General features: G+C 52.6%; 17 protein-coding genes. 10 read left to right on the top strand and 7 right to left on the bottom strand.

The genetic code is table 11. The features are described 5' to 3' along the window. Positions 1-160: 160 nt before the first annotated feature. On the bottom strand, positions 161-2836 hold the full coding sequence (gene adhE / locus ACSIPU_RS04085; RefSeq protein ID WP_196557507.1) for a bifunctional acetaldehyde-CoA/alcohol dehydrogenase: 2676 nt from the start codon (positions 2834-2836) through the stop codon (positions 161-163). Between the two features lie 477 nt (positions 2837-3313). On the opposite strand from adhE, the gene ACSIPU_RS04080 reads away from it, so the two are divergent. The 7 genes from ACSIPU_RS04080 (at position 3314) to ACSIPU_RS04050 (ending at position 11182) form a co-directional block, all read left to right on the top strand. After that, positions 3314-3961, top strand: coding sequence for a YchE family NAAT transporter (locus tag ACSIPU_RS04080; RefSeq protein WP_024274364.1), 648 nt, complete (start codon positions 3314-3316; stop codon positions 3959-3961). Positions 3962-4710: 749 nt separating this feature from the next. Then, complete coding sequence (oppA, locus tag ACSIPU_RS04075; protein WP_004103108.1) at positions 4711-6342, top strand: oligopeptide ABC transporter substrate-binding protein OppA; 1632 nt, start codon at positions 4711-4713, stop codon at positions 6340-6342. 88 nt (positions 6343-6430) lie between these two features. Continuing rightward, positions 6431-7351: an oligopeptide ABC transporter permease OppB gene (oppB, locus tag ACSIPU_RS04070; protein ID WP_032728383.1), complete on the top strand. Its 921-nt coding sequence runs from the start codon at positions 6431-6433 to the stop codon at positions 7349-7351. A gap of 14 nt (positions 7352-7365) precedes the next feature. Continuing rightward, on the top strand, positions 7366-8274 hold the full coding sequence (gene oppC / locus ACSIPU_RS04065) for an oligopeptide ABC transporter permease OppC (RefSeq protein ID WP_004103105.1): 909 nt from the start codon (positions 7366-7368) through the stop codon (positions 8272-8274). 11 nt (positions 8275-8285) lie between these two features. Further along, positions 8286-9299: an ABC transporter ATP-binding protein gene (locus tag ACSIPU_RS04060; RefSeq protein WP_004103103.1), complete on the top strand. Its 1014-nt coding sequence runs from the start codon at positions 8286-8288 to the stop codon at positions 9297-9299. Continuing rightward, the gene (gene oppF / locus ACSIPU_RS04055; RefSeq protein WP_004103101.1) at positions 9296-10300 is read left to right on the top strand and encodes a murein tripeptide/oligopeptide ABC transporter ATP-binding protein OppF; all 1005 of its coding nucleotides are present in this window, start codon (positions 9296-9298) and stop codon (positions 10298-10300) included. The genes ACSIPU_RS04060 and oppF overlap by 4 nt, the downstream gene beginning before the upstream one ends. Positions 10301-10345: 45 nt before the next feature. Continuing rightward, a complete protein-coding gene (locus ACSIPU_RS04050; RefSeq protein WP_004103099.1) occupies positions 10346-11182 on the top strand; it encodes an ion transporter in 837 nt (278 codons plus the stop codon). Positions 11183-11251: 69 nt separating this feature from the next. On the opposite strand, the gene ACSIPU_RS04045 is transcribed toward ACSIPU_RS04050, so the two are convergent. Next, positions 11252-11581: an HI1450 family dsDNA-mimic protein gene (locus tag ACSIPU_RS04045; protein ID WP_004103097.1), complete on the bottom strand. Its 330-nt coding sequence runs from the start codon at positions 11579-11581 to the stop codon at positions 11252-11254. 34 nt (positions 11582-11615) lie between these two features. Beyond that, complete coding sequence (cls, locus tag ACSIPU_RS04040; RefSeq protein WP_004103095.1) at positions 11616-13076, bottom strand: cardiolipin synthase; 1461 nt, start codon at positions 13074-13076, stop codon at positions 11616-11618. Between the two features lie 143 nt (positions 13077-13219). Here cls and ACSIPU_RS04035 point away from each other — a divergent pair, with 143 nt between their 5' ends. Continuing rightward, positions 13220-13393, top strand: coding sequence for a YciY family protein (locus tag ACSIPU_RS04035; protein ID WP_004103093.1), 174 nt, complete (start codon positions 13220-13222; stop codon positions 13391-13393). A gap of 291 nt (positions 13394-13684) precedes the next feature. Further along, the gene (locus ACSIPU_RS04030) at positions 13685-14785 is read left to right on the top strand and encodes an NADH:flavin oxidoreductase/NADH oxidase (protein WP_004103091.1); all 1101 of its coding nucleotides are present in this window, start codon (positions 13685-13687) and stop codon (positions 14783-14785) included. Between the two features lie 206 nt (positions 14786-14991). Here the strand turns inward: ACSIPU_RS04030 and ACSIPU_RS04025 are convergent, their stop codons facing one another. Beyond that, positions 14992-15288, bottom strand: coding sequence for a YciI family protein (locus ACSIPU_RS04025; protein ID WP_004103089.1), 297 nt, complete (start codon positions 15286-15288; stop codon positions 14992-14994). Positions 15289-15499: 211 nt separating this feature from the next. On the opposite strand from ACSIPU_RS04025, the gene tonB reads away from it, so the two are divergent. Continuing rightward, entirely contained in the window at positions 15500-16237 is a 738-nt protein-coding gene (gene tonB, locus ACSIPU_RS04020) for a TonB system transport protein TonB (RefSeq protein WP_435321623.1), read from the top strand. Positions 16238-16256: 19 nt separating this feature from the next. Here tonB and ACSIPU_RS04015 read toward each other — a convergent pair whose 3' ends face one another. From ACSIPU_RS04015 to pfkB, 3 genes are all read right to left on the bottom strand, one after another. Next, on the bottom strand, positions 16257-17129 hold the full coding sequence (locus ACSIPU_RS04015) for a fructosamine kinase family protein (RefSeq protein WP_004103085.1): 873 nt from the start codon (positions 17127-17129) through the stop codon (positions 16257-16259). A 106-nt stretch (positions 17130-17235) separates the two neighbouring features. Beyond that, positions 17236-17520, bottom strand: a complete 285-nt coding sequence (gene ghoS, locus ACSIPU_RS04010) for a type V toxin-antitoxin system endoribonuclease antitoxin GhoS (protein WP_004103083.1) — start codon at positions 17518-17520, stop codon at positions 17236-17238. A gap of 93 nt (positions 17521-17613) precedes the next feature. Continuing rightward, on the bottom strand, positions 17614-18543 hold the full coding sequence (gene pfkB, locus ACSIPU_RS04005; protein WP_053064978.1) for a 6-phosphofructokinase II: 930 nt from the start codon (positions 18541-18543) through the stop codon (positions 17614-17616). Positions 18544-18619 lie beyond the last annotated feature (76 nt).

Below are 18619 nucleotides of genomic sequence, written 5' to 3'. Positions count from 1 at the left end.
TCTCAGGCGCTTATATAGCGCCTTTTTTTATTCCTCAACCCTGAACCCTTGATCATACATTTCGGCCGTCTGAGACCTTATGTGGGCCGCTGAACGGGGGAGATAAAAAAAGCCCCATCATAAGATGGGGCTGGTATTAACGTTCTTGACTACGGTGAGATTAAGCGGATTTCTTCGCTTTTTTCTCAGCTTTACCCGGCGCGGCTTCTTTCTTCTCTTCCACGCCGCCTTCGACGTAATCGCGACCGTAGTAGGTATCCAGCAGAATCTGTTTCAGCTCGGCAATCAGCGGATAGCGCGGGTTGGCGCCGGTGCACTGGTCATCGAATGCGTCTTCAGACAGCTTATCAACGTGGGCCAGGAAGTCAGCTTCCTGCACGCCAGCTTCGCGGATAGACTTAGGAATACCCAGTTCAGCTTTAATTTCTTCCAGCCAGCCAAGCAGTTTTTCGATTTTCGCTGCGGTGCGGTCACCCGGTGCAGTCAGACCCAGGTGGTCAGCGATTTCCGCATAGCGACGACGGGCCTGCGGACGGTCGTACTGGCTGAATGCCGTCTGTTTGGTCGGGTTGTCGTTGGCGTTATAGCGGATAACGTTACTGATCAACAGGGCGTTCGCCAGACCGTGAGGAATGTGGAACTGAGAACCAAGCTTGTGCGCCATGGAGTGACATACACCCAGGAAGGCGTTAGCAAACGCAATACCGGCGATCGTTGCAGCACTGTGTACGCGCTCACGCGCTACCGGGTTCTTAGAACCTTCATGGTAAGACGCCGGCAGGTTTTCTTTCAGCAGCTTCAGCGCCTGCAGAGCCTGACCGTCGGAGAACTCGGAGGCCAGTACGGAAACGTAAGCTTCCAGCGCATGGGTCACCGCATCCAGACCACCGAAAGCACACAGGGATTTCGGCATTTCCATGACCAGGTTGGCATCAACAATCGCCATATCCGGGGTCAGGGCATAGTCAGCCAGCGGGTATTTCTGCCCGGTTGCATCATCGGTAACAACGGCGAACGGCGTGACTTCAGAGCCGGTACCAGACGTGGTGGTGATCGCCACCATTTTGGCTTTAACGCCCATTTTCGGGAACTTGTAGATACGCTTACGGATATCCATAAAGCGCAGCGCCAGCTCTTCGAAGTGGGTTTCCGGATGTTCGTACATGACCCACATGATTTTCGCCGCGTCCATCGGGGAACCGCCGCCCAGGGCGATAATCACGTCCGGTTTGAAAGAGTTCGCCAGCTCAGCGCCTTTACGGACGATGGTCAGAGTCGGGTCAGCTTCCACTTCAAAGAAAACTTCTGTTTCAACGCCGGCCGCTTTCAGTACGGAAGTGATCTGGTCTGCGTAGCCGTTGTTAAACAGGAAACGGTCGGTGACGATCAGCGCGCGTTTGTGACCATCAGTAATCACTTCATCCAGCGCGATTGGCAGTGAGCCACGACGGAAGTAGATAGATTTCGGAAGTTTGTGCCACAACATGTTTTCAGCTCGCTTAGCAACGGTTTTCTTGTTGATCAGGTGCTTAGGACCAACGTTTTCCGAGATGGAGTTACCACCCCATGAACCACAACCCAGAGTCAGGGAAGGTGCGAGTTTGAAGTTATACAGGTCACCGATACCACCCTGAGAAGCAGGGGTGTTGATCAGGATACGTGCGGTTTTCATCAACTGACCGAAGTAAGCAACGCGTTCTGGCTGGTTATCCTGGTCGGTATACAGGCAGGAGGTGTGGCCGATACCGCCCATAGCAACCAGTTTTTCAGCTTTATCAACCGCGTCTTCGAAGTTCTTCGCACGATACATCGCCAGTGTCGGGGACAGTTTTTCGTGGGCAAACGGCTCGCTTTCATCAACGTCGGTGACTTCACCAATCAGAATCTTGGTGGACACAGGAACGGTGAAGCCTGCCAGCTCAGCGATTTTATACGCAGGTTGACCAACGATAGCGGCGTTCAGCGCGCCATTTTTCAGAATGATATTCTGAACCGCTTTCAGCTCCTGGCCCTGCAGCAGGTAGCCGCCGTGGCTGGAGAAACGTTCGCGAACGGCGTCGTATACGGAATCTACAACGACTACGGACTGCTCGGAAGCACAAATAACGCCGTTATCGAAGGTTTTAGACATCAGTACGGATGCGACGGCGCGTTTGATATCAGCCGTTTCGTCGATAACAACGGGAGTGTTACCCGCGCCTACGCCGATTGCCGGTTTACCAGAGCTGTACGCTGCTTTAACCATGCCCGGACCGCCGGTGGCGAGGATTAGGTTGATATCCGGGTGATGCATCAGCGCATTGGACAGTTCTACGGAAGGCTGGTCAATCCAACCAATCAGATCTTTCGGCGCGCCGGCAGCGATAGCCGCCTGCAGTACGATATCAGCTGCTTTATTGGTTGCATCTTTAGCACGCGGATGCGGGGAGAAGATGATGGCGTTACGAGTCTTCAGGCTAATCAGAGATTTAAAGATAGCGGTTGAAGTCGGGTTAGTAGTCGGGACGATACCGCAGATGATACCAATCGGTTCAGCGATTGTAATAGTACCAAAGGTGTCATCTTCAGACAGGACGCCGCAGGTCTTTTCATCTTTATAGGCGTTATAGATGTATTCGGAAGCAAAGTGGTTTTTGATCACTTTATCTTCGACGATGCCCATGCCGGATTCGGCAACGGCCATCTTAGCGAGAGGGATTCGAGCATCTGCAGCGGCCAGAGCGGCGGCGCGGAAGATTTTGTCTACTTGTTCTTGAGTGAAACTGGCATATTCACGCTGGGCTTTTTTTACGCGCTCTACGAGTGCGTTAAGTTCAGCGACATTAGTAACAGCCATAATGCTCTCCTGATAATGTTAAACTTTTTTAGTGAATCAGTAGCTCGATTCGACAGTATAGACAGTGTGTTAACTGCTTGCATTTAAATGTTAACGTAAAGAATTTTGTGCTTCTGACTTCACCGATTGACTAAAAAAGCTTTTGTTTTTTCTTTCAGGTACCGCTGTTGTGCCTCCTCTCTGTGTGTAAACAAGGTTACTCACTTCTGAGTACAAATTATGTGATCTAAATCAATAATCGGCAAAGCTGATACCTTTCAGCAGGTCATTTTTTGACCAATTTGCTCAAGTGTAATGATACGGTATGCTAATTAAATGACTAAATAGCATTGCATAAACAAATAAATAACATTCCAGCCTTATTATGTACTTCCAGATGAATAGAGATGAATTATGCTATCAAACAGCGTATCTTCTCGCGGATATTTTATGCTGGTAACTGTCAACAGCCATTTTTATGATGCTGCGGAGCGCCCTGTGATTCAGTCGTTGTTCGATTTTTCAGCCTACTTTAAATTTTTTATTGGGTTATTTGCGCTGGTAAACCCGGTTGGCATTATCCCGGTGTTCATTAGTATGACCAGCTACCAGACGGCGGCCGTACGCAACAAAACCAACCTGACCGCCAACCTGTCCGTCGCCATTATCCTGCTCACGTCGCTGTTTTTGGGCGATGCAATTCTGCAGGTCTTCGGCATTTCCATTGATTCTTTCCGCATTGCCGGCGGGATTCTGGTCGTCACCATTGCCATGTCGATGATTAGCGGCAAGCTGGGCGAGGATAAACAGAACAAGCAAGAAAAATCAGAAACGGCCATTCGCGAGAGTATTGGCGTGGTGCCGCTGGCGCTGCCCCTGATGGCCGGTCCCGGGGCCATCAGTTCGACTATTGTCTGGGGAACGCGCTATCACAGTGTCGCCCACTTTGTTGGCTTTTCCGTCGCTATCGCGCTTTTTGCGCTGTGCTGCTGGGGCATTTTCCGTATGGCCCCCTGGCTGGTTCGTTTACTTGGTCAAACCGGTATCAACGTAATTACCCGTATTATGGGACTGTTGCTGATGGCTCTCGGGATTGAGTTTATCGTGACCGGTATAAAGGCGCTGTTTCCAGGGCTGGTGAATTAACCTGCATCGCTTTGTGCGCGGGGCTCATTGTCCCGCGTTTGCTAAATACCAGTAAAACATATCAAAAAAGGTGATTTATCTGGCTGGTATACGTTTTTTTAATGCCTGATAATGTTATTTATTTTCAGTTAATTACCCCTGTAATTTACGTCTTTCCTGCCGTTTTACCCACAGTCGCTACTGTTATTTTCTTCACATCATTCTCTGGCGCTTGCCGTCTGATAATCGAAATGATATTAGTAATTTATCTCGTGAAGCAGATGAATGTGCTAAATAATAAGCGAATGTTAAATTTTCGTACAAAATTTCATCGATTCACTGAGATTTGGCATTCAATGCGAGTATTTTATTTTAACGTCATGATAAATAAAAATTTTTTAAACATTGCCCTGCCTGATGCTGACTCGGCTAACGCAATGATCTGGCGACAAAAGAGAATCCGGTAACATATTTGCAAATTGCATTGGCGGACAATAAAGCGTTTTGGTACTTTCCGGCGTGATCTTTAGTGAATTCATGCGCAAATGAGAATTCTTATTAAATAGCTCATTGCGACTTAAAATCGCCCCCGGACAGGGGGGTAAGAATCGACGTCAAGGCTGCCGTTTGAGCGGTCGTAATAAATAAGTCGGTGATAGCAAGCAGTACTCGCTGGCAGCTGCATAAACTCCTGCACTGTTCAGAATCCAGAAAAGAGAAAACAGGCTGGTTAAATAGCCAGTAATTATAATGAGTGGAGTAACAAACACATGACCATCATCACGAAAAAAAGCCTGGTAGCCGCAGGCGTACTCTCTGCATTAATGACAATCAACGCCGCGGTGGCGGCAGATGTACCGGCAGGGGTACAGCTGGCGGATAAACAAACGCTGGTACGTAACAACGGCTCCGAAGTTCAGTCTCTCGATCCGCACAAAATTGAAGGCGTGCCGGAGTCCAATATTAGCCGCGATTTGTTTGAAGGGCTGTTGGTAAGCGACCTTGATGGCCATCCGGTGGCGGGTGTGGCGGAAAAATGGGACAACAAAGATTTTAAAGTCTGGACCTTCCATCTGCGTAAAGATGCTAAGTGGTCCGACGGTTCGCCGGTTACCGCGCAAGATTTTGTTTATAGCTGGCAGCGTCTGGCGGATCCGAAAACAGCCTCGCCTTATGCAAGTTATTTACAGTACGGTCACCTGGCCAACGTTGACGACATCATCGCCGGGAAAAAGCCAGCAACCGATCTGGGCGTCAAAGCGCTGGACGATCATACCTTCGAAGTGACCCTTAGCGAACCGGTACCTTATTTCTACAAACTTCTCGTGCACCCATCGGTTTCTCCAGTTCCTAAAGCCGCTATTGAGAAATTTGGTGACAAATGGACCCAGCCGGCCAATATCGTCAGCAACGGCGCGTATAAATTAAAAGACTGGGTAGTGAACGAACGTATTGTACTGGAACGTAATGCTAACTACTGGGATAACGGCAAAACCGTTATTAATCAGGTTACCTTTTTGCCGATCGCTTCTGAAGTCACCGACGTCAACCGCTACCGCAGCGGCGAAATCGATATGACCTATAACAATATGCCGATCGAACTGTTCCAGAAACTGAAAAAAGAGATCCCGCAAGAAGTTCACGTCGATCCGTATCTGTGTACTTATTACTACGAAATCAATAACCAGAAAGCGCCGTTTACCGATGTTCGCGTGCGTACCGCGCTGAAGATGGCGCTGGACCGCGACATTATTGTCAATAAAGTGAAAAACCAGGGCGACCTGCCAGCCTATAGCTATACGCCGCCGTATACCGATGGCATGAAGCTCATCGAACCTGAGTGGTTCAAGTGGTCACAGGAAAAACGTAATGAAGAAGCGAAAAAACTGCTGACCGAAGCCGGCTATTCTGCTGACAAGCCGCTGACTTTCAATCTGCTCTATAACACTTCCGATCTGCACAAAAAACTGGCTATCGCCGTGGCTTCGATCTGGAAGAAAAATCTCGGTGTCAACGTGAAGCTGGAAAATCAGGAATGGAAAACCTTCCTCGATAATCGCCATCAGGGTACCTTCGATGTCGCACGCGCCGGCTGGTGCGCGGACTACAACGAACCCACTTCCTTCCTGAATACCATGCTGAGCGACAGCTCAAACAACACTTCGCATTATAAGAGCCCGGCTTTCGACAAGATTATTGCCGAAGCGCTGAAAACCAGCGATGAAGCAAAGCGCGCGGATCTCTATGCACAATCCGAGCAGCAGCTGGATAAAGACTCCGTCATTGTACCGGTCTTCTATTATGTTAACGCCCGTTTGGTTAAGCCGTGGGTAGGTGGGTATACCGGTAAAGATCCGCTGGATAATACTTACACAAGAAATATGTACATTGTGAAGCACTAATGGCAATACGTGAGGCAGGCATCATTGCCTGCCTCACGGTGTCTTATTTCATCGCACTATTGAAGGCACACGCCAGAAGGTACGGGCAATGTTAAAATTTATCTTACGTCGCTGTCTGGAAGCGATTCCGACGCTATTTATTCTTATTACTATCTCTTTCTTCATGATGCGTCTTGCGCCGGGAAGCCCTTTTACCGGTGAACGCACGCTGCCGCCGGAAGTCATGGCGAATATTGAAGCAAAATACCATTTAAACGACCCCATCATGACCCAGTACTTCAACTACCTGAAGCAGCTGGCGCACGGTGATTTCGGTCCTTCTTTTAAATATAAAGATTATTCTGTCAACGATCTGGTGGCCTCCAGCTTCCCGGTGTCAGCCAAATTAGGCTTCGCCGCGTTTTTCCTGGCGGTGGTGATCGGCGTGACGGCCGGGGTTATTGCAGCATTGAAGCAAAATACGAAATGGGATTTTGCCGTGATGGGGATAGCAATGACCGGGGTCGTGATACCGAGTTTCGTGGTGGCGCCACTGCTGGTCATGATATTCGCCATTACGCTGCACTGGTTGCCGGGCGGGGGATGGAACGGCGGGGCGCTGCAATATATGATTTTGCCGATGGTCGCTCTGTCGTTAGCCTATATCGCCAGTATCGCGCGTATTACCCGCGGTTCGATGATCGAGGTTTTGCACTCTAACTTCATCCGCACCGCCAGGGCAAAAGGCTTGCCGATGCGCCGTATTATTCTGCGCCATGCCTTAAAGCCTGCGCTGCTGCCGGTACTTTCCTATATGGGGCCCGCCTTCGTCGGTATTATCACCGGCTCAATGGTTATCGAAACGATTTATGGTCTGCCGGGAATCGGTCAGCTGTTCGTCAACGGCGCGCTGAACCGCGACTACTCGCTGGTGCTCAGCCTGACCATTCTGGTGGGCGCATTGACCATTCTGTTTAACGCGATTGTTGACGTGCTGTATGCCGTTATCGATCCGAAAATTCGTTACTGACGCTGGGGTTCGCCATGATGTTAAGTAAGAAAAACAACGAGGCGCTGGAAAACTTCAGTGAAAAACTGGAAGTCGAGGGGCGTAGCCTCTGGCAGGATGCCCGCCGCCGCTTTATGCATAACCGCGCCGCGGTTGCCAGCCTGATTGTGCTGGTGATTATTGCGCTGTTCGTTACCATCGCGCCGATGGTAACGCAGTTCTCCTATTACGATACTGACTGGGGCATGATGTCCAGCGCGCCCGATATGGAGTCCGGCCACTACTTTGGTACCGACTCTTCCGGCCGCGATCTGCTGGTGCGCGTGGCTATCGGCGGGCGTATCTCATTGATGGTTGGCGTTGCTGCTGCGCTGGTGGCGGTGATTCTGGGAACGCTTTACGGTTCGCTTTCTGGCTATCTGGGCGGCAAAGTGGATTCGGTGATGATGCGCCTGCTGGAAATCCTCAACTCCTTCCCGTTTATGTTCTTCGTCATTCTGCTGGTGACCTTCTTTGGCCAGAATATCCTGCTGATTTTCGTGGCTATAGGCATGGTCTCCTGGCTGGATATGGCGCGTATCGTTCGCGGTCAGACCTTGAGCCTGAAGCGGAAAGAATTCATTGAGGCTGCGCAGGTCGGCGGCGTTTCAACGCGCAATATCGTTATCCGCCATATCGTGCCTAACGTGCTTGGAGTGGTTGTGGTGTATGCCTCACTGCTGGTCCCAAGCATGATTCTGTTTGAATCCTTCTTAAGTTTCCTCGGTCTGGGGACCCAGGAGCCGTTAAGCAGCTGGGGCGCGCTGCTCAGCGATGGCGCCAACTCGATGGAAGTGTCGCCGTGGCTGCTACTGTTTCCTGCCGGTTTCCTGGTAGTTACGCTGTTTTGTTTTAACTTTATCGGCGATGGCCTGCGTGATGCCCTCGACCCGAAAGACCGCTAAGGAGCGCCGTCATGAGTACGATTGAAACGGCGAAAACGCCGCAGACTGCCCAACAATCCGGATTGCTTCTGGATGTGAAAGATCTCCGCGTCACCTTTGGTACCCCCGATGGCGATGTGACCGCGGTCAACGATCTCAATTTCAATCTGCGGGCCGGGGAAACCTTAGGCATCGTGGGCGAGTCCGGTTCCGGTAAGTCGCAGACCGCTTTTGCGCTGATGGGCCTGCTGGCGGCAAACGGTCGCATCGGGGGTTCAGCGACCTTTAACGGTAAGGAGATCCTTAACCTCCCGGAGCGCGAACTGAATAAGCTGCGCGCCGAGCAGATCTCCATGATTTTTCAGGACCCGATGACCTCGCTCAATCCCTATATGCGGGTAGGCGAGCAGCTGATGGAAGTTCTGATGCTGCACAAAGCGCTGAGTAAAGCCGAAGCGTTTGAAGAGTCGGTGAAAATGCTGGATGCGGTCAAAATGCCGGAAGCGCGCAAGCGGATGAAAATGTACCCACACGAGTTTTCCGGCGGGATGCGCCAGCGCGTGATGATTGCGATGGCGCTGCTGTGCCGGCCTAAGCTGCTGATCGCCGATGAACCGACCACGGCGCTGGACGTGACCGTACAGGCGCAAATCATGACGCTTCTCAATGAGCTTAAGCGCGAATTTAATACCGCAATCATCATGATTACCCACGACCTGGGCGTTGTCGCCGGCATCTGCGACAAGGTGCTGGTGATGTATGCCGGGCGTACCATGGAGTATGGCGAGGCGCGCGACGTTTTTTACCAACCCTCGCATCCGTATTCCATCGGTCTGCTCAATGCAGTACCGAGGCTGGATGCGGAAGGCGATGCCCTGCTGACGATTCCCGGTAACCCGCCGAACCTGCTGCGTCTGCCTAAGGGCTGTCCATTCCAGCCGCGTTGCCCGCATGCGATGGAGATTTGCAATAGCGCTCCGCCTCTGGAGGAGTTTGCACCTGGCCGCCTGCGCGCCTGCTTTCAACCGGTGGGGGATTTGCTATGAACGCCGTAACGGAACAAAGAAAAGTCCTGCTCGAAATCGCCGATTTGAAGGTGCACTTTGATATTAAAGACGGTAAACAGTGGTTCTGGCAGCCGTCAAAAACGCTGAAAGCGGTAGATGGCGTGACGCTGCGTCTGTATGAAGGGGAAACCCTGGGCGTGGTCGGGGAGTCAGGCTGCGGAAAGTCGACGTTCGCGCGCGCGATCATTGGTCTGGTGAAAGCCACCGACGGTAAAGTCGCCTGGTTGGGCAAAGATTTACTTGGCATGAAGGCCGAAGAGTGGCGCGACGTGCGTAGCGATATTCAGATGATCTTTCAGGATCCGCTGGCGTCGCTCAATCCGCGCATGACGATCGGGGAAATTATTGCCGAGCCGCTGCGCACCTATCATCCAAAAATGCCGCGCCAGGAAGTTCGCGACCGCGTGAAGGCGATGATGATGAAAGTGGGCCTGCTGCCGAACCTGATTAACCGCTATCCGCATGAATTCTCCGGCGGCCAGTGTCAGCGTATCGGTATTGCGCGCGCGCTAATTCTTGAACCGAAGCTCATTATCTGCGATGAGCCGGTCTCCGCGCTGGACGTGTCGATTCAGGCACAGGTGGTTAACCTGCTGCAGCAGCTGCAGCGGGAAATGGGGCTGTCGCTGATTTTCATCGCCCACGATTTGGCGGTCGTAAAGCATATTTCCGACCGCGTGCTGGTGATGTATCTTGGTCATGCCGTGGAGCTGGGCACCTACGATGAGGTGTACCATAATCCGCTGCACCCCTATACCAAAGCGTTGATGTCGGCGGTGCCGGTGCCGGACCCCGATAAGGAAAAGAATAAAACGATCCAGCTGCTGGAAGGGGAGCTGCCATCGCCGATTAATCCGCCGTCGGGATGCGTATTCCGTACCAGATGCCCCATCGCCGGGCCGGAGTGCGCAAAAACGCGACCGGTGCTGGAGGGCAGTTTCCGCCATGCGGTTTCCTGCCTGAAGGTAGACCCGTTATAATCTCTGGGGCTGACGTAAGTCAGCCCTTTTATTAGCGAGGTTTACGTGGCTTTTCATATTCATGCCGCTCGTCTGCGGCTGTATCATTTACTCTTCGATCAAAATCGCCGTTCCGGTCGTCATTTTGAGGGACTTTGCGGCATATTTGCCCTGCTCAGCGTGCTGGTGATATTTATCGAGTCCGGGCTCGGTACGCAATATCATCTGACATTAGACGAATGGCATATTTTCGTCTGGCTCGAACTTATCGTCACGGCGGTTTTTACTTTTGAGTATTTTCTGCGCATTATCAGCTGGCCGAATCCGCTAAAGTATATTTTCAGCTTCTGGGGAATTATTGACCTGGCCACCATTTTACCGCTTTATGTTATGTGGCTATGGCCCGAGATCAGTATTGAGTACGTGTTTGCCTGGCGGGCGATGCGCGCCATCCGGGCATTGCGCATCCTTAAGCTACTGCGCTTTATGCCGTCGCTGAATATTTTCTGGTCCGCAATCGTCAGCGCACGCCACCAGCTGATCCTGTTCTATTCTTTTATTGCCATTGTGATGGTGATCTTTGGCTCCCTGATGTATCTGGTTGAGGGGCCGCGATACGGTTTTACTACGCTAAATGCGTCGGTTTACTGGGCGATAGTGACGATAACTACGGTAGGGTATGGCGATATTACGCCGCATACGCCGCTGGGGCGCATTTTGGCATCCATACTTATCTTAATTGGCTACTCGATTATTGCGATCCCTACCGGCTTAATTACCAGCCATATGACCGCCGCCTTTCAGAATCGCCGCACGCAGCGCCAGTGTCCGCACTGTCAGCATCACGCTCATGAAAAAGGTGCTCGCTACTGCAATGCTTGCGGCAGCGAACTGCCGGAATAAATAAAAAAGCCTGCGCTGATTCACTCAGGCAGGCTTCTTCTTTTATTAGCTATTTGCTTAAGAAAGAGCTTATTCGCGCCACAGGATATGGCAGAGCTTGTGGTCTTTCTCGCGGCAAAGCAGCACGCGTGCAAAAATGTCGTTAATTTCGCCGCCATCTTCATCGGCCAGGCCAATCACCACTTCAGCGAAGAAGTCAGGATTGAGGTCGAAATCCACGTGCTCTTCCCAGTCCGGTGCCGGGTCAAACAGCTCGGCGCCGCCGCGCTCTTCAAACTGCAGGTTGAACAGAATGACATCCGCCGGGTCGAGGTTATCGACGGCCAGTTCAAGGAAAATGTCGTAGGCCTGTTCAAGCGTTTCGTCTTCGGTCAGGCGGTTGTTTAAATCCATATCCATGATTGCTACCCATTAAACATCTGATTGGCACGTTTTACAGCAACGGACTGAAGAAGTAAAACAGTCGCTCGGCGATCCGTTGCCACAGCGGACGTTTTAACCACAGCCTGGCGTCCAGCAGGCGCGAGCGGGAAATATAATCATCCTGCACCGCGGCCAGATCGCTGCCGAAACCGGCATCGTCAATCACCAGCGTGATCTCGAAGTTAAGCCACAGGCTACGCATATCGAGGTTAACGGTACCCACGAGGCTAAGTTCGCCATCAACCAGCACGCTCTTGGTATGCAGCAGACCGCCTTCAAACTGATAGATTTTCACCCCGGCAGCCAGCAGCTCGGTAAAGAAAGCGCGGCTGGCCCAGCCGACCAGCAGCGAGTCGTTCTTGCGCGGCAAAATAATGCTGACGTCAACGCCGCGCTGGGCGGCAGTGCAGATGGCGTGCAGTAGATCGTCGCTGGGCACAAAATAAGGTGTCGTCATGATCAAATGCTCTTTGGCTGCATAGGCGGCAGTCAGCAGAGCCTGATGGATCAGGTCTTCCGGGAATCCCGGGCCCGAGGCAATGGTGTGAATCGTATGCCCGCTGGCCTCTTCAAACGGCATAATGTTCGCGTCCGGCGGCGGGGGCAAAATACGTTTTCCGGTTTCAATCTCCCAGTCGCAGGAGTAGACAATGCCCATGGCTGTCGCGACCGGACCTTCCATTCGCGCCATCAGATCGATCCACTGGCCTACGCCGGAGTCCTGCTTAAAGAAACGCGGATCGACCAGATTCATACTGCCGGTATAGGCAATATAGTTATCGATCATGACCATTTTGCGGTGCTGACGCAGGTCCATGCGGCGCAGGAAGACGCGCATCAGGTTTACCTTCAGCGCTTCGACGACTTCAATGCCGGCATTACGCATCATGGCGGCCCAGGGGCTGCGGAAGAAAGCCACGCTCCCCGCGGAGTCCAGCATCAGCCGGCAGTGCACGCCGCGCCGCGCTGCCGCCATTAATGACTCTGCGACTTTATCGGCCATGCCACCGGGCTGCCAGATATAGAACACCATCTCGATATTATGACGAGCGAGCTGAATATCGCGAATCAGCGCCTGCATGACGTCATCGGATTCGGTAAGCAGCTGTAGCTGGTTGCCTTTAACGCCACCAATTCCCTGACGACGTTCGCAGAGCTTGAACAAGGATTCCGCGACCGGGCTATTATCTTCGGCAAAGATATGCTTGCAGGCCTTAAGATCCTTCAACCACTTAGCCGTCGATGGCCACATGGCCCGCGCGCGCTCGGCGCGACGTTTACCCAGGTGCAGTTCGCCAAATGAGAGATAGGCGATAATCCCTACCAGCGGAAGGATATAAATGATCAGCAGCCACGCCATCGCTGACGGTACCGCGCGTCTTTTCATTAATATCCGTAATGTTACACCGGCGATAAGTAGCCAGTAACCGAGTATAACCAGCCAGTTCACCACCGTGTAAAAGGTTGTCATAGATGAAAAATCCTTTTGAATGACTTGATGACATGAGTTTACGCATCAGCATCCATCTGGCAAATAAAAACGCAGCGAAAGCGTTGGTTAGCCCGATTCATCGGTCTATAATGCAGGCTGTTTTCACTCGTAGAGTAGTTGCAATGAAGCGTAGTAGAACGGAAGTAGGGCGCTGGCGCATGCTTAGACAGGTGAGTCGCCGTAAAGCACGCTGGCTGGAAGGCCAATCGCGTCGCAATATGCGCATCCTCTCCATCAGAAAGGAGCTGGTTAAACGGCAACGTCACTCTCTGCTGTTCACCTTCTCTGAGTTTTGAGAGTCGAAACAAAAGGCACCGTTCGCGGTGCCTCTGTTTTATCCGCGTTTCGTTGTGAGCATACTCTTATATTGACACCCTCTTTCTTTAGCCAGCGAAACCCTTTTTCGCACCGGATCCTGGGTTATTGTTTGCATTAGCCGAATGCTGACAGGAAGGCTCATCGCCACAACACCTTTTCCCGGCTCATAAGGCTGGCTCAACGCGTATAAACGCAAAAAACGGGAAGTACCATGCGTCAACACATGCTACTTATAATGTCCGTAAGGCTTCTATTATTGAGAGGTATCTATGAGTCAACTTTTTAGTCCGGTGCGAATCGGTAAGCTGGAACTTGAGAATCGCATTGTCATTGCTCCAATGTGTCAGTATTCCGCCGACAATGGCAAGGCGACGGCATGGCATCGTATCCATCTTGGACAACTGGCTTTTTCCGGCGCAGGTTTACTGATTATCGAAGCCAGCGCTGTCGAGCCAGCAGGGCGAATCACCCCGGCTGATATGGGCTTATGGGATGACGAAACGGAAGCCGCATTACACGCCGTACTGAAAGATATACGCCAGTACTCTTCAATCCCCATCGGCATCCAACTGGGCCATGCCGGAAGAAAAGCGTCTTCCGCAGCCCCCTGGCTGGGGGGACAACAGCTGGCACATGATGCTGGCGGATGGGACGCGGTTGCGCCATCAGCGCTGGCCTATGGCGAAGGCGATCGTCCTCCGGTTGAGCTTACTCAGGACCAGATGAAACGCATCAAGCAGGCATTCGCAGACAGCGCCAGACGCGCTGAGCGGATGGGTATCGAGTTGATTGAAATGCATGCTGCTCATGGTTACCTGCTTCATCAGTTCCTTTCTCCGCTCAGTAACCAGCGCACCGACGAGTATGGTGGGTCTCTGGAGAACCGCTTGCGTTTCCCGCTCGAAGTCTTTCAGGCCATTCGCGAGGCTGTCGGTCAGGACATCGCGGTGGGAGTGCGACTTTCTGCGACCGATTGGGTTGATGGCGGCTGGGATAATGCACAATCAATTCTCTTCAGCCAGAAGCTTGAGGCTCTCGGCTGCGACTATATTCATGTTTCCAGCGGTGGATTGTCGCCTCATCAGGCGATTCAGGTTGGCCCGGGCTATCAGCTGCCGTTCGCCCGTGAAATCCGGGAGAGGGTGAATATCCCGGTGATTGGGGTGGGCTTAGTGACGGAACCCCAGCAGGCGGAAGATGCGTTAAGCCATGGCGACGCCGATCTCATCGCCATTGCCCGCGCGGCGCTCTACAATCCGCACTGGCCCTGGCAGGCAGCTGCCGCTCTGGGAGCCCATGTGAGCGTTCCGCCACAATATCTTCGCTCGGAACCACATGGTCTCAAAGGCACGCTGCACTCCAATAGCTAATCAACAACAGCAAGTCGGCGGTGCTGATGCGCCGCCGGCAACGGTTATCATCATGACGTTGCTTACAGCGACTGCTGGAATCGAGAAGGTGAAGGGAAATAAGGATGGCGACCATTGCGTACTCGCTGACACGGAAGCGTCCTCTCATGAACGATCGCCATAGATAAAACTTTTAACGCACTCTTATTGCTTAAAAATTTTAGATTCTAAAAGACTTTCTTATACGGTTTGACCGACACTTTCTGATAAACCCCTGCGGCAATATAGGGATCGTCATTGGCCCATGATTGCGCCGCTTCCAGTGATTCAAATTCCGCAATGACCGTTGAGCCGGTAAAGCCCGCCGCGCCGGGTTCATTACTGTCTACGGCAGGCATTGGGCCTGCGGTCAGTAAACGACCTTCATCATGTAATAATTGCAAACGCGCCAGGTGGGCGGGACGTACCGACGTCCGTTTTTCCAGAGAGTCGGCGATATCTTCAGCGTAGATAACGTAAAGCACGGCATGGCTCCTTATCAATAAATTGGCGAATCACGTTAAGTGAAACCGTCGTTGACTGCAATGCAAAGATGCTGACGATCCTCAGAATGCCATGCTCCGGAGGCTTTTTGTCAGAAAACAGGGCAAATTTTGATACAAGCCAACAACCCTAGTTGAATATGATTGCTATTTGCATTTAAAATCGGGGCATCATTTTTCAACAGAAACGACTATGAGCGCAATGACCTTTGATTTACCTCGCCGCTTTCCGTGGCCTACGCTACTGTCCGTGGTTATCCACGGCGGTGTTGTCGCGGCGTTGCTCTATACTTCGGTACATCAGGTTATTGAACGGCCTTCGCCATCGCAACCCATTGAGATCACTATGGTAGCCCCGGCAGATCTGGAACCGCCTCAGGCGGCGCAGCCGGTCGTAGAACCCGTTGTTGAACCGGAACCCGAGCCTGAGCCGGAAGCGCTTCCGGAACCGCCAAAAGAGGCGCCGGTGGTTATCCATAAACCGAAGCCTAAACCGAAGCCAAAGCCTAAACCAAAGCCGGAAAAAAAAGTTGAGCAACCGAAGCGGGATGTAAAACCGGCGGAGACGCGCCCGGCCTCGCCGTTTGAAAATGCAAATACGGCGCCAGCGCGTACCGCGCCGAGCACTTCAACCGCTACCGCTAAACCAACCGTCACGGCGCCTTCGGGACCGCGGGCGTTAAGCCGCGGAGAGCCGACCTATCCGGCACGTGCCCAGGCGCTGCGGATTGAAGGAAGCGTACGGGTTAAGTTTGACGTGACAGCGGATGGGCGCGTGGATAACGTGCAGATCCTTTCGGCCCAGCCAGCCAATATGTTTGAACGTGAAGTGAAAAGCGCCTTACGCAAATGGCGCTATGAGCCGGGTAAACCGGGGAGCGATATTACCATGACTATTCAGTTCCGCATGAAAGGCGTTCAAATTAACTAACCTGCAGAAACAAGGCCCCTTACGGGGCCTTTTCCATTAACACGTCATCAAGCGCTTTTTGCGCCGTCACCAGGTGCTGGCCGCCAAACAGGATAGCCCGATTCAGCAGCGTATAGAGCTGGTAAATTGGCTGCCGCTCGAGAAAACCGGACGGCAGCGGCGAAACGGATTGATAGCCATCGTAGATTTGCGGCGGCTGTTCCGGATGCAGCGGCAGCATCGCCAGATCGCACTCGCGATCGCCCCAGTAGCAGGCCGGGTCGAAAATGTATGGCCCGTCAGGCCCGAGCGCGCAGTTACCGGACCATAAATCGCCGTGGAGCAGCGACGGCTGCGGTTGATGATTGCTCAACCGCTGCTGGACGGTATCGACAAGACTATCGATATCGCCAAAATGCAGACCTTTCTCGGCGGCCAGCTCCAGCTGCCAGCCTATGCGTTGTTCGGCGAAGAACGTAGACCAGCGACGTTGCCAGGCGTTCGGCTGAGGCGTTGTGGAAAGATCGTTGTCAAAATCCAGACCAAACTGCGGTTGGTCGCTCCATTGGTGTAAATGGGCGATTTGCTGGCCTAACAGGAAAGCGCTGTGCGCATCCAGCGGGCGAGGAGGGAGGTATTCCATCACCAGAAAGCTGTAATCCCGGTCGCTGCCTACGGCAAAAACCTGCGGTACGTTCACGGTTTTGCTGCGTGACAGTAGCTCAAGCTGGTCTGCCTCGGCCGTGAAGATGGGTAAAAGCTCACGTTCGTCGCACTTTACGAAGTAATCCCGGCCGCCAAAGCGTAAATGCCAGGCCGCGTGGATCTCGCCGCCGGGTAGTTCGTTGCGCAGTTCGATTTCAGCTGCTTCGGTATGCAAATCGCTTAATAATTTGCCGATCGCTTGCCACATGCCGTCTCTCCCCATGTTTGCCAACTTTTCATAAGGTTAGCGCATAACCCAGGCGCAAAATTCGAACTGACGCACAACTGAACGTTTTCTGTCGCGTCAATCGCACTTATTGAGCTTTTAACCACTCGCTGAATGTGGCAACGGTAACGTCGACGGTTCTTCCCAGCGCAGTTTCGGCTAAACCCGCGCTCAAGGCTTTGACCTCTTCGGCATTCTGCATGGAAAGCAGACCAAAAACGTTGGTTCCCAGCTCGTGGGGGTTGCCTTCATCATCGTTTAAAACCAGGGTAAATCCGGCGCGAGTCAGGTGATTACTAAGCTCATTAATTTCCGTTAACGTCTCTTCGTGAAAACGAACCGTGACCACCCAGGCAGTAATTTCGCTACTCATTTTTCACCCCATTGTTATCCATGGCTTTTTTAGCATAGACCATCATGTTGATTTGGCGACTCCCCCTGTAAAGACAGAGGGAGTGAGGCGTAATCAACCGCGCAGGTAGTCGTAGATTTTTTGCGTATTTTCCAGCGAGCAAAGGCGGGTGCCCTGATTTATCGTTGCCGCGCTACCCGCCGCCACCCCAAAGCGAACCATATCTTCAAGTGAGGCATTTTCCGCCAGCCTTAACGTCATGGCGCCGACCATGCTATCGCCGGCGCCGACGGTGCTCTGGCTTTTCATCGGCGGCGGTACGACCTGGACACTTCCATTTATATCAACACCCAGCGCCCCCTGTGCGCCCAAAGAGACGACAACGCGCTGGACTTTGCCTGACCGAATAAGCTCCTGCGCGGCAAGACGCACATCATCCGGTTGGCTCAGGTCCCGCTGTACCAGCGCGCTGAGCTCTTTCTGGTTCGGCTTAACCAGCTCGATATTGCCGACATTAAGCGCGGCGGCAAGCGCATCGCCGGAACTATCAACAATACAGCGCAGGCCATGCTGCTGAGCGTTTTTGACCAGCTGCGTCAGGTTTTCGACGCTGATGCCCGGCGGCAGGCTTCCGCTAATCACCAGCAACGAGCCTGGAGCAATGGCGAGAACTTTTTGCTCCAGAAGATGAAGCTCTTCTTTGGTTAACGCCGCGCCCGGCATCACGAAACGATACTGTTCGCCGCTGGCGTTCACGTGAACGTGAAGATTCTGTCGCGTCCAGTCATGGGTTTCTACCGTATCGACGGGAACATGCTCATCCGTCAGCAGCGCGGTCAGATGTTCACCCGTTGCGCCGCCGACGGGAAAGATAGCGGTGGCGCTGCCGCCAAGAAACGTGATGGCTCGCGCCACGTTAATACCGCCGCCTCCGGGTTCAAATACGGGGGCGCTACAGCGTAGCTTGCCTTCAGGGTAAATTTGCGGGGTTTGCGTGGCGCTGTCGAGCGAGGGGGCTAACGTGAGCGTATAGATTTTGGTCATCCGGTTTCCTCCATAATACGAATTTAGCTGCTCTGATTTTAAGCATGGCACTTAAAGGAGGTGAGGGAAAGCCGCA

Source organism: Klebsiella sp. HN106 (assembly GCF_051209435.1).
GTDB classification, from domain to species: domain Bacteria; phylum Pseudomonadota; class Gammaproteobacteria; order Enterobacterales; family Enterobacteriaceae; genus Klebsiella; species Klebsiella oxytoca.
The sequence above is the reverse complement of the archived record's forward strand: the minus strand, read 5'-3'. Positions and strand labels throughout refer to the sequence as shown.